General features: G+C 54.8%; 8 protein-coding genes. 1 reads left to right on the forward strand and 7 read right to left on the reverse strand.

The window, feature by feature from the left end; genetic code table 11:
* On the reverse strand, window positions 1–993 hold a 993-nt coding region (locus tag ABY948_RS06785), incomplete at its 3' end, for a DUF1302 family protein (protein WP_461481764.1).
* Window positions 994–1,714: 721 nt separating this feature from the next.
* Between ABY948_RS06785 and ABY948_RS06790 the strand changes: the two genes are divergently transcribed.
* Window positions 1,715–3,613 (forward strand): sigma-54-dependent Fis family transcriptional regulator, encoded by a 1,899-nt coding sequence (locus tag ABY948_RS06790; protein ID WP_461481765.1) that lies wholly within the window; start codon window positions 1,715–1,717, stop codon window positions 3,611–3,613.
* Between the two features lie 95 nt (window positions 3,614–3,708).
* Here the strand turns inward: ABY948_RS06790 and phbB are convergent, their stop codons facing one another.
* From phbB to ABY948_RS06820, 6 genes are all read right to left on the reverse strand, one after another.
* Entirely contained in the window at window positions 3,709–4,431 is a 723-nt protein-coding gene (phbB, locus tag ABY948_RS06795) for an acetoacetyl-CoA reductase (protein WP_461481766.1), read from the reverse strand.
* 368 nt (window positions 4,432–4,799) lie between these two features.
* Window positions 4,800–6,065 carry a thiolase C-terminal domain-containing protein gene (locus ABY948_RS06800; RefSeq protein WP_461481767.1) on the reverse strand — a complete coding sequence of 422 codons (1,266 nt, stop codon included), beginning with the start codon at window positions 6,063–6,065 and terminating at the stop codon, window positions 4,800–4,802.
* A 63-nt stretch (window positions 6,066–6,128) separates the two neighbouring features.
* Window positions 6,129–7,694, reverse strand: coding sequence for an AMP-binding protein (locus ABY948_RS06805; protein WP_461481768.1), 1,566 nt, complete (start codon window positions 7,692–7,694; stop codon window positions 6,129–6,131).
* 32 nt (window positions 7,695–7,726) lie between these two features.
* Entirely contained in the window at window positions 7,727–8,587 is an 861-nt protein-coding gene (locus ABY948_RS06810; protein ID WP_461481769.1) for a hypothetical protein, read from the reverse strand.
* Window position 8,588: 1 nt separating this feature from the next.
* On the reverse strand, window positions 8,589–10,865 hold the full coding sequence (locus tag ABY948_RS06815; protein WP_461481770.1) for a hydantoinase B/oxoprolinase family protein: 2,277 nt from the start codon (window positions 10,863–10,865) through the stop codon (window positions 8,589–8,591).
* 22 nt (window positions 10,866–10,887) lie between these two features.
* Window positions 10,888–12,794: hydantoinase/oxoprolinase family protein (locus ABY948_RS06820; RefSeq protein WP_461481771.1), on the reverse strand; the 1,907-nt coding region annotated here is incomplete at its 5' end.

Here is a 12,794-nt window from a genome sequence, read left to right on the forward strand (position 1 = left end):
CTCACCACCGTAAACAAGATCCGGAGCCGGGTCGCCCGGATTAATACCAAACCCTGCACCTCTCAACTCATTTGGGTTGATTACCGGTGCGGCATTAAAGGTTTTCAAGTAGGCCAAAGAGTAGCCCACCGAACCCCAGGTGCCGTTCCAGCGAATACCATAGGTCATATCATCCCAGTCGGCACTCTTGTGACCGGTGTTATAGGCATTGGTGAACTGGGTAAAGTCCACACCGCGATAGGGGTGTGGAATCCAGCGACCACCTTCGATGTTGTAGTTGCTGCCCATGTCTTCATCGCGGTCCCAGCCGGGACGGATAAACCAGTTCAATGAACCGCCGTACTCAGCCAGGTCCAGGTTGAAGTTGAACAGCATCAGCGGCTTGCGCCATTCTTCGTTGTTCTCGTAGAACAGGCGGCCGCGGTAGTCGTAACCGTGCACCACGTCCATGGCCTGGAAGAAGTCAGACTCACCCCATACCAACTGCTGACGACCGATGCGCACAAACAGCCGGTCGGTGACGTTGTAGTCGAAATAGATTTCCCGGAGCATATCCATGGGCTCGTCGAGGGTGTTGTACTGATCCATAAAGTCACCCAATCTACGGGTACTATCTGGACCACTGTAGTTACCCGGCAGACCAACAGAGTTCATCCGATCTTCCAGATCATCCAGGTAATCGGTTTGCGCTTCCTCTTCAAAACGGGTGACCACCTTCCAGTTCAGCGGACCGGTTTTGATATCCCAGTCCACGTTCACGGTTGCCTTGGCCTGCGTCAGGCGGTATTTGTCATCGGCGCTGGTTTCATCGTGATCCTGCAGACCCATAGCCAGGGTTGCGCGAGCGTAACCACTGTAGCGGATCTCGAATTCCGGGCCGTCGCCATAGTTAAGGTCCACAGCTAACGCCGGGCTGCTGGCGGCCAAAAGCCCCCCGAACCCCAACAGGAAGCCACCAACTCTCTTAATGCTGGTGTTGTTTTTTCTCACCATTTTCTTCTCCCACTTATAGTTGGATATTTTTTGTTGCCGCCGTACATTCCGCACAGCAATGCGCAATATAAACAGCTTCTCCCCCTACAGCAACAACAGATTTGCTACGCAAGCACCATGCCAGCGACCAAAAAACGGCCGTTTTTACCGGTTTTTTGCTGCATCAGAACTTGTTGAACACCTCAAGCCACGGGGGAATTCCTTGAAAACCGTTTTATTATCGTACGGCTTCGGATGCAAATCGTATGATTAAAGAAAAAACTTAGCAACCCCTATCTTCCTACTATCCTCCTACTTTTCTCCTACCAAACAGGGCCCTTAATTCCCCTCGCGCACCCGCGGCTCTATAGCCATTTTGGCGTGACATCGGGATATCAGCACAACCCAAAAATACCGGAACAGCTCACCCGTCATCGGCAAAGTTGCGCCGATTGTGAGCCCGATAGCGGGCGTGGTATGATCGGCCAGGATTCGCCCTGGATGCTTTGCCGGCATTTTGGTGAGCCGATAACAACTATAATAAAAGGCAGGTTTCGAATAAAAGACAGGTTTCACCCACCGGGACACCCATCGCGAGAGACATATTATTAGGGGGTATAGGACTTTGAGGGGCTCTGATCCTAAAAAGCTGAACTGGCGTTCAAATGCAGACCTCACTTCCCAGAAGGGGATAGACCACGCGTGGGAAAAGTTCCTCTGCACGGGCGGTCATGCCGAGGGATTGCCGATTCGCGACGTGATTGCCAGTTCCTGGGAGCGCTGCCTGTCCCAAGGGGTTAACCCCGAACAGAAGGCCGCTCCGCTGCTCGCCTCCGAAGGACGCCTCTATAACTACCGTTTAAAGAACTCGGATCTTCTCGACTGCGCCCGGCCGGTGATCGAGCAGGCCAGCTTATTCCTGCAGGACCTGGAAACCATCCTGTTCCTCACCGACTACCAGGGACTCAACCTGCAAATTGTCGGCGACCAGCGCACCCTGGAGGACGCCAGCATCATCGGCCTTGTGGAAGGCAGCGGCTGGAATGAAGTGGTTTCCGGCTCCAACGCCGTGGGCACCGCCATGGCAACCCGCCGCCCAACCCAGGTTCACGGCGAAGAACATTACTGCCAGGGCTTCAAGCCCTGGACCTGCACTGCAGCGATCATAGCCGACCCCTATGACAATCAGATGATGGGGGTTATCGACCTCTCCGGCCTGTGCAGCATGTACGATAAATTCCACATCCCCCTGGTGGTCGCCTGGGCCAGCCAGATCCAGGCCGGCCTCGCCCGCAAAACTTCCGAGCAGTGGAGCACCATACTCGAACACAGCAACAGCAGTTTCGGTCGCTTCAGAAACTCCGGCAAATTGCTGCTCGATAAACAGGGGCGCCTGATTAACTTTTCCTCCAACACCAGCGCCGCCCTGGATGCTCTGGGCATTGATTACGACCCCCATTCCAAACGCCGTCTCTCAATGGAGCGTTTTGGGGGCGAAACAATTCTCTACCCCCACGACGAGGGCTGCTGGATATCGGAAGACTGGGTAGAGCCCATTCGCCACAAAGACGAACTGTTGGGATTCCAGGTTCTGGTGCCCGCCGGTCGCGTCGGTGCCCAGAAGGTAACACGCGCCCAGGAATCGCCCACCCCCCTCAAACCCGGGTTTGACCCCTTCGAGGAAATCTATGGCGAAAGTGCCTCATTCAAATCCAGCGCCAGCAAAGCTCGCCGGGCTGCAAGCACCCCCTTGCCCGTCCTCATCCTCGGTGATACCGGAGTCGGCAAGGAAGTCTTTGCCAAGGCGATTCACGACAGCAGCAACTATGCAGATGGCCCTTTCATCGACCTCAACTGCGGTGCCTTTACCAAGGATATCCTCAGCAGCGAGCTGTTTGGTCACGTGGAGGGCGCCTTCACCGGCTCCAAGAAAGGCGGCCTGATCGGCAAGATTGAGGCGGCCAACGGCGGCACCCTGTTTCTTGACGAAATTGGCGAAATGCCCCTTGAAATACAACCGGTCTTCCTGCGCGTGCTGCAGGAGAAGAAAATCTATCGGGTGGGCGACATCAAACCCATTCCGGTTGATTTCCGGCTGATAGCCGCCACCAACCGCGACCTGAAAAGTGCCGTCAACGAGGGCCTTTTCCGCAAGGATCTCTATTTTCGCTTGTCTACGGTCACCATCAGTCTCGACCCCTTGTCAGGCAGAAAAGAGGACATCGAAGGGATTGCCAAACTCGTACTCGAGCGCATCAGACAGGACAACAATGACCAGATAGCCCCCCGGCGCTTTTCGCCCGCGCTGCTAACTTCCCTGAAGACCCGCGAATGGCCGGGGAATATCCGCGAGCTGGTGAATGTCGTGGAATGCATGTGCTTTATGTCCTCAAATGAGACCCTCACCATCGACGACCTGCCCGATGGCTATCGACCGGGGGAAAGCAGCCTGCAACCGGAACTCTACAACCGCTTCCTGACCCAACCCCATGGCAATCTGGATGTGGCGGAAAAAGCCACCATCGAAGCGGCGATCAAACAGTCTGAAGGCAATATGACCCAGGCCGCCAAACAATTGGGCATCGCCAAGAGCACGCTTTACCAGAAAATGAAAAAATATGGATTAAAGAAGCCCCAGTAATCCTGAATAAAAAGCCCCCGACATTTCGGGGGCTTCTTTTATGGGTGAACAACGCTCACCGAGCCAACTTAAGCAAGTGCAACCACTCATCGGTTTTAATACATATGCTGTCCACCGTTGATGGACAGTGTCGAGCCTGTAATAAATCCGCTTTCATCTGAAACCAGGAACAGAATACCGCGGGCAATATCATGGGCGGTGCCGAGGCGGCCCACCGGAATTTTGGCAACAATCTTTTGCAGCACATCTGCCGGCACATTGCGCACCATATCCGTATCCACATACCCCGGTGCCACCGCGTTGACGGTGATGCCGAAGGATGAACTTTCCAGCGCCAGCGCCTTAGTGAAGCCGTGAATGCCCGATTTGGCCGCCGCGTAGTTCACCTGGCCGTACTGGCCCACCTGGCCGTTCACCGACCCCACATTCACAATGCGGCCGAACTTGCGCTCCCGCATACCCTCAATGACCAAACGACACATGTTGAAACAGGATCCGAGATTGGTATCGAGCACCTCCTGCCACATCTCGTGGGTCATCTTGTGCATGGTGCGGTCACGGGTGATGCCCGCATTATTGATCAATACTGAAATGGGCCCCACTTCGCGCTCAATGCGCTCAATACCTTCCTGACAGGCCCCGAAATCCGAGACATCGAACTTATAGACGGGAATGCCCGTGCGTTCATGAAACGCTCTGGCGCGCTCGTCATTGCCGCCGTAGTTGGCAACTGTATCGTATCCGGCCTCCTTCAGCTCGATAGCAATTGCCTCACCAATACCCCTTGTTCCCCCGGTTACTAATGCCACCTTAGACATATTACATCTCCTGCTTTAAGTACCTGCCAAATTACCACTTCGTCTCACTGTGCCGGCTGACGTCGGTCAACCCAACAACCAGACCCACAATGAACATGTCTACAATTCAGTTCGGTCAGAATAGATGTTTAAGACGCGGCAGTGAATGCGACTTTTAGCGAAGTATTACCAACCCCAGCTACAAATCTATTTCTTATAAGGTAATAAATAAACCAGCACCGGAGAAAACACAAACCCTATTCGCCACAATCAACGCATCTGCATGAAAAAGGCTTGGATAAAGGAAAAAAGGCAGGAGGGGCGAGAAGCAAAAAGCTGACAGGGCGTGATAGCAGTTTCTATCAACACCCTGCCAGGGAGGTAAAGACTTACTGGATGCGGCGCATGACAGTCACACAGTTGGTGACACCGGAACCGCCAATGTTGACGGTCATCGCCACTTCCGGGTTGCCTTTGGCCGCGACACCAATTGGCTGTCCAATCAGCTGTTTGTAGGCCAGGGCATGCATGGACGCGCCGGTGGCACCGACCGGGTGCCCCTTGGACTTCAGGCCACCGGACAGGTTGATCGGGCAGTCGCCATCCACATCGTATTTGCCCGCCATGAAGTCATAGCCAGCACGACCGGTATCAGACAAACCAATCGCCTCGGTACAGAGGATCTGGTTGACGGTAAAGCAGTCATGCACTTCGGCGAGATCCAGATCCGCCACCGTTGCACCCGCCTCATCCAGCGCCAGCTTGACGGCATGGCGCGTTGCCAGCAGATCATCCAGGCGCCCTTCGCGCGCCCTGAGTGTCATGCGATCGGTGACATGGCCAATACCGGACAACTCGACCGCGTGCTTGAAGTTGGCCCTGGCATTGTCTGTAGAGGTCAGCACCACCGCGGCGGCACCGTCGGTGATCAGCGAACAGTCGTGCAGGCGCAGCGGCGCAGCGATGATCGGGTTGCTACCCTTGCCGGACTCCGGCAGATTGAGAATCGCCTCTGCGGTGATCAGCTGATTCTTGTCCGGGATACTGCCGGGACCGAAATGTGCCAGCGGATTCTGAATACCGTTGCGGTAGTTCAGTGCCGAAATATGCGCCAGCATAATCCGCAACTGCTCATCCGTGAGGCCGTGTTTTGCCTGATAGGATTTACCCAGTTCGGCAAAGAGACCCGGGAAAGTCATGCCCAAGGCACCCTCATCCGGCCAGTAGGAGCAGCAGGCCAACGCGTGGGTTACCCCGGCGGTATCCAGGGTGTTCATCTTCTCAACACCGATGGCCAGCACGTTTTTGAAACGACCGGCAGCCACGGCGTAGGCGGCGTTGTAGATCGCCAGCGATGAGGTGGCACAGGCGCCTTCGGTGCGGGTGGTCGGCTTGAGCAGCAACCCGACCGGATCGATTTCAAGTGCCAACGGACCCACATGTTCCTGGTTGACAAACATGGAGGGCGAGCAGGAGCCCACCCAGATGGCATCGATATCCTTGGCTTCGAGACCGGCATCGGCGATGGCGCCGGCACCCGCTTCTTCCAGCAACTCATAAAATGATTTGAGATCTTCGATGACTCCGGTTTCCCGGTCGCGCTTCACAAAAGCGCCGAACTGAGTGTTATAAGCACCCACAATACTAACCTTCACGGCATAACCCTCGCTTCGGTGGTTCATGTTGAAAGAAAACGATAAAAGTGGCGTCCACTTTCATCAGATGTTACGACCGGCGTCCTGCCAGAAGACCTTGCGGATCTCCTTTTTCAATACCTTGCCCACAGGGCTGCGCGGCAATTCGTCCCAGAAAAGAACCTGCTTGGGAGCTTTGACACTGCCAAGCCTGCTTTTGCAGTACTGGATTATCTCCTGCGCATCCGGCTGCTTGACATTAGCCTTAAGTTCAACAACCGCCGTGACCTGCTCACCCCATTTTTCATCGGGGATGCCGATCACCGCGCAGTCCTTCACGGCGGGATGCGCCCAGATCAGTTGCTCTATTTCACTGGGATAGACATTGAAACCACCGGAAATGATCATGTCCCGCTTGCGATCGACAATCGACAGATAGCCGTTTGCATCCAGCACCCCGATATCCCCGGTGCGCTGCCAGCCATCCCTGCGAATCTCGGCAGTGGCTTCAGGGTTTCGATAGTAACTGCGCATCAGCAGCTTGCCGCGAACGGCTATCTCCCCCTCTGCACCGGCTGGCAGTGCCCGCCAGTCATCATCCATGACGGCCAACCCGACATGGGGCGAGACCTTGCCACAGGAGCGCAGGATTTCCGGACAATTGTGCTCGAGCGCATAGACATGGTCGGCGGCAGATAAAAACGTGCAGATCATTGGCGCTTCGGCCTGACCGTAGCTCTGCACCATCACCGGCCCGAAGGCATCAATCGCCTCCTTGAGTTTTTCCACCGACATCGGCGCCGCGGCATACCAGAAATAGCGCAGGCTGGAGTAATCGTAAGATTTGATCGACTCGTGGGCCAGCAACATATAGATCGCCGTCGGCGGCAGGAACAGATGCGTAACCCGATAGCGCTCAATGGTTTCGAGCAGTCTCTCCGGCACCATGCCGTCCATCACCACCACCGAGGCACCCTGCCGGATGGTGGCGAAGGATGCCACCCCCGCCGCATGGGTCATGGGTGCGGAAACAAGGTAACTGCCCGGAATATCCGGCGCCGGCATCAATTCATCCTGGATGGCTGCCAGTGTTTCCCAACTGCGGCTACTCCACTCAGCCAGTTTGGAGTCACCGGTGGTGCCCCCCGTGGCAAACAGGTTGACCAGGGGATCAGGCCCCGCTGGCACAACATCAATGGCGAGTTCAGCTGGCAGCTCATCGGCCAGCGCGCCGAGCTCGACCGCCAACACCTGGCGGCCATCGAATCGCAGCAACTGTTCTTCCGGGAAGACCTCGGCAATCTGGGGCATGGCAGCAACGATGCGGTCATCCACAAAGAATTTGACGGCACCGGACTTATCAATCTGCTTCTGGTTCGCCTCGAACGTGTTGCGGACATTGAGCGGCAGCCACACTGCGCCCAGGCGGGAAATGGCAAAAATACAGCAGTAGGCGGCGACGGAGTTGGGGGCATAAGTCGCAATCACATCCTGCGCCTTAACCCCCGCCTGCCGCAATGCCTCTGCAATTTCAACAGAGGCATTCACCATTTGCCGGTAACTGAGGGACAATCCGTTGTCCAGATCAACAAACTTCGCATCGCCCGACACCAGGGCCGGACTCTTATCGAGAAAGTCGACAAGACGCATGTTCATCCACCTGCTACTGAAGGCGTTGACGGTCAACCCTTGATGGTCGCCAGGGTATCCAGCACCGCTTCCGGCTTGGCATCCGCGGGAATGGTCAAATAGTAGAAACCATTTGTTGCCGGCAGCGTTTCGCCAGCCTTGGCACCCCAGAGGATGTCAGTGATTTCAACACCTTTGACTTTGGCCGCCGTCGGGGAACCCGCCGGTGCAATGGCGAAAGCCACGTCGCCAGGGACATCGTAATCCTTGTCAGCTGAAGGCAAGTACAGCCCAACGGACCAGCGGTAATGCTTGGCCACATTGTAAATGGGCTGATACCAGCTCAGCTCTTCACCGCTGGCAGGCAACAACTCGGGGTCTTCCACCAGCAGCACACCGGACAAATCCGTTTCACTGAAGTAACGCAGGAAGTCCGCCATGTACATGGCAGCGGTGTCGACGTTCATCTCATCGGGTTCCGCCACTTCGCCATTGGCGGCCTGATGCGCCTTCACCAGCAGCGAGCGTGGAGAGGGAATCACCAACACCATCGGGGTGGCGGCGCCATAATTGCTACCCAGGGCGGTGATCACCTCGGCCAACAATTCCCGCGGTGCAAATGCCTCCAGCATGGCTTTCAGGGCGACGGTCACCCGGCGCTTGCCGGCCATGGCCGGAATCGCTTCCGGGTCTTCCTTCATCCAGTGCTGGAACAGGTCCCATACATCCAGAACCACGACCTCGGCTTTCACCAGGCCATGGGCCTGTCCGTAAAAGGACATGTAGGCCGCCGGATTGGTCCACGGATTCTCATTCGCGGCCAACAACAGCTTCTTGGTGTAAGCGGTAAAATTAATCCAAAGCCGGGGGGTTTCCCCCCCGGCTGCCAGATAGGACGTCAAATCAACAGCCATACTATTTCCTTTCGTTTGCAGGAGGCAGGCCGGCTTGTTTTCTCACTTCAACAAGCTCGGCTTCAAGCTCGGAGATTCTAACATCTTTAGGATGAGTCACATAAATGGGACCCGGATTTTTGGCATCGCGCTTGTCGTGGATACTGCCCGCATAAACGCTATCCAGATCATCGTTCCAGGAACCATAGAAGGGGATGTTTTCCGGCGGGTGATCCTTGACGTGAGTCTTGACGAATTCCGCATAAGGAACGCCCTGCTTCTTGCGCAGTGCACGGTATTCAGCGCGAAGCTTTTCAGTGGCTTCAACGTCAACCACGAGGGTTTGTTCATTGAATTCCACTTTGTACAGCTTCTTCGCCCAGTCAGCCGTGATCAGGCCTTCCTCAATATCCATGATCACGTAAGTGGGATCGCGCTCGAGGGGATCACCATAACCACCGCCAGAACCCTGGGAAATCATGTACAGCTCACCGCGCTTGGAGATGTCGAAGCCCATACCCATGTGGTGAGTAGAGTACTTGGCACCCGGGAACGGTTGCTCATTCATGATTTCGTGGATGCTGTGCTTAAACATTTCAGGCGTTTTCAGCAAGATGTCATAAACATCCATTCCCTGAACCTTACACAGCGGATAGGAACCACCAGCATAACCACCGAAAAGACCCTGAATAGTCGGCACTTTTGACCCCTGTGTGGTGGTCATAAAGCCCCACTGATCACTGTCTTTAGTCGCTGCGATCATGGTGTAACCCATACCACCGCGGTATTTTCCAGGTGCTTGGGTGTTAGTGGTCATTTTCTTGGAAACCAACTGCAGGAATGGTACTTCTTCCTCGTTCATTTCCTGCTCACCGATATCCGCCATGGTGGCGAAGATCGGAGACAGCGCGTGCTCACCATCACGGTCCATACGAGCACCACCACCCATACCATTCAAGTCGGCACAGAGGTTACCCAGGGTTTCACCATGCTGGTTAACACCACCCCAAATAAAGGTGTTGATCATGTTGTGCCAGGGTGCCAGAACACGGGTGTACTTGTCCGGACAGCTGTACAGGAACTTGGCCGTCGCATGCTGAGCCACGGTGAAGCTGTGGAAAATGGACATCAAGCTCTGGGAGTTTGGCGCTGCGTAAGAACAGTCAACCAATGTGCCTTGTTGGGTCACAAATTCAACCGGAGACAGACCGGCTTGACCACGGGGCAGATCGGGCCAAATGTGGTTCATAAACGCCTGGCCCACCATACCTTTCATACCCGGCAACTGGGTATTGATGGCTCGGTTGGTCAACTCCGGACTGGTGCCGGTGAAGTCAAAGATCAGGCGATTGCCTTTCTTGGTCACAGCCAGGTTGATTTTCAGCAAGGCATTTTCACGCAGGGTGCTGTCCATAATGGTTTGAGTGCGCACAGTCATGTCAGGCCACTCGGAGATACGACGACGAACTTCAGTCACCACGCTCTCGTTGGTGTAGCGCAGACAGGCAGTCAGGGCGTCAGGGCCATCAGCAGCCAGCACTTCCTTGATACGCTTTTCGAGACGCATACAGGCAAACAGTTTTACCTTCATGTCCTCGTACTGCAGCTTCGGCTCACGTACGGAGTTTTGCAGGAAGGTCAGCAGGTCTTTCTTGATCTCATAGTTTTCCACTACTTTGAACGGAGACATTTTCAGGCCTTCGTCAAAAGAGGTTTCCGCCATGGAGGGCATGCCACCCGGCTCAATTGCACCGTTTTCACCTTCGTGTACGGTAGATGCCACCCAGCAAACCAGCTGGCCTTCGTGGAATACCGGCACGATCATGCTCTGGTCAGTGTTGTGCACGTTACCGTAGCGTGAGTCGTTGTGGATGAAGCCGTCACCTTCGCTAACACCTACCGTTTTTTCTTCGACCCAGTTCTTGATGATGAACTTGATGGGGTGGTGAACCAATGCAGAGAAGATCAGTACACCGCCAGCACTACCAATGGTCAGGTCACCTGACGCAGAGTAGATGCCGGTGATGATGTCGCCCCACTTCGCACCGGGTGCTGCACCCATCTGCTCAACCATTTCAAAACCTTCTTCACAGGCGGACTGCAAGCGTTCACGAATGGAAGCGATCTGGTTAAGATCAGTGAATTTTTCCATGCAGCGATCTTCATCCGCCGTGCGTGGCATGATGCTGTGGTCACGCATGATATCCGGATCGGGACCCAGAAACAGGGTGGTTTCCTTGAGGAATTTTGCAATCAGCTCCTGATCTTCCAGAGCCTGGTTGGTTGTTTCGTTATTCATAATCAAATACCCCTATATCTACTTAATTCTTTGAATCGACGCGGAAGAACCAAACAGCGCCCTGCTCAGCAGAAACATACTTCCAGCCCGGCTCGATCAAGTAGGTTGTTACGTCGGAAGCCACGAGACCTGGCCCCACAATCTCAGTTCCTGGAGGAATGTCGCTTTTGCGCCATACCGGAGTTTCGATACCTTTTGAACCAGTGCTAACAAAGTAACAGGTACGAGTGGTATTCGGAGCCGGCGGAGCAATACGCTCGCCCTCAGAAACAGGTTTGATATGTTTGAAGTGCACGGTGTCATGCTCAACAAAGGATGCAACGCGGATGGTATTGATACGAATACCGGCTTCCGGCGCCTGGCTACCTTCACCAAAGCGGTGACCATAGTCAGCAGAGAATTGCTGCAGGATATTCATTACATCAATGGCTGTGTTCAGAGTGTGCTTGGAAATTACCACTGTGGTTTGTACCAGCTGGTTACCGTAGCGCATATCCAGTTCCAGCGAGTGCTTAATGGAAGAGGCATCAGCACCCTGCCGCAGCAGGTCATTTTTTCCGCGCTCACTCAGTTCAGCAACGATATCGTTGAAGCGCTTGTAATCATCGAAAACTTTACGGGAGTTTGAATCGTACAGCACCAGGAACAGGGACATTTCGTGAATGTGCATCTGGTGCATGTTGCCAGCACCCAGCGCAGAGAACACGGAACTCATCGGCGGAGCCAGAATCTTGTCGATGTTCAGGTTGCTGGCGATACCACAGCAGTGCAGCGGACCGTTACCACCGTAAGCCAACATGGTGAAGTCTTCAGGGTCATAACCACGTACACGCAACTCGGTGTGCAGGCCATTCGCCATGTTGCTGTCCACTTTCTCTTTGATCAGCAGAGCAGCTTCAACCGGCTCACAATCCAGGTCATCGCAAAGGGTTTCTTCGATAGCGAACACAGAACGCTTGGGGTTCAAAGGAATGTGGCCACCGGCGTAGTTTTTCGGATCCAGATAACCTAACACCAAGTCGGCATCGGTCACGGTCGGATTCATACCACCACGGTCATAACAGGCTGGGCCTGGATCAGAACCGGCACTCTTCGGACCAACAGCAACAGCGTTGTACATACGATCAAAAGAAGCGATCGAACCACCACCAGCACCCAGGGTTACCAAGTGAACCATGGGCACAGAAACCAACCAACGGTCGATCACCGGGTTGAAGTCATAGTGCTTGATGCCACCTTCTACCACGATACCGATGTCGTAAGAGGTACCGCCCATATCGGTAGCAACAACGCTACCCAGGTCAGCTTCTTTCGCCAAGTGTTCCGCCGCACTGATACCGGAAACCGGACCAGAGTGGATGGTTTGCAGGGCATCAGTTGAGTTCAGCTGAGCCATACCACCGGAGTTGTGGATCACCAGCATCGGCTTGGAGTAAGAGTTGGCGCGCAGGTTCTGCTCCAACTGGCTCATAGCGTGGTACATGGTGGAGTGCAGATAACCGTCCACAATCGCGGAAGTTGCACGAACGTATTCGCCTTTACGACCCGCTACACGGTGAGACAAAATCGTTGGGATAGAACCCAACAGGTGAGAGGGGTATTCATCCAGCAGGATCTGCTCGATGCGCTTCTCGTGATCGGGGTTAACCACGGAGTTAACCAGACAAACCACGATAGCCTGAGCACCTTTATCCACCAGGGAGCGGATTTTGTTGCGAACGTCTTTCTCGTCCAGCGGCATAACCAGCTCGCCCTGGAAACCCAGACGCTCGCGAACACCTTCGATCATGTGGGGCAGAACCAGAGGAGCAGGACGCTGTGCGTCGGGCAGGTTTTGCTTACCCAGCTCATCCAGACCTTCACCGTAACCACGGCCGCGGCTCAGGGGAACCATTGCTTCGTAACCGGCGGTTACCAGCATACCGATGC

The sequence above is a fragment of the Porticoccus sp. genome (genome assembly GCF_041592135.1).
GTDB lineage: Bacteria > Pseudomonadota > Gammaproteobacteria > Pseudomonadales > Porticoccaceae > Porticoccus.

Bases quoted from the DNA above. Each gene is read 5' to 3' on its own strand.
- phbB (WP_461481766.1), bottom strand. From the start codon at position 4,431: ATGTCTAAGGTGGCATTAGTAACCGGGGGAACAAGGGGTATTGGTGAG.
- ABY948_RS06815 (WP_461481770.1), bottom strand. From the start codon at position 10,865: ATGAATAACGAAACAACCAACCAGGCTCTGGAAGATCAGGAGCTGATT.
- ABY948_RS06805 (WP_461481768.1), bottom strand. From the start codon at position 7,694: ATGCGTCTTGTCGACTTTCTCGATAAGAGTCCGGCCCTGGTGTCGGGC.
- ABY948_RS06810 (WP_461481769.1), bottom strand. From the start codon at position 8,587: ATGGCTGTTGATTTGACGTCCTATCTGGCAGCCGGGGGGGAAACCCCC.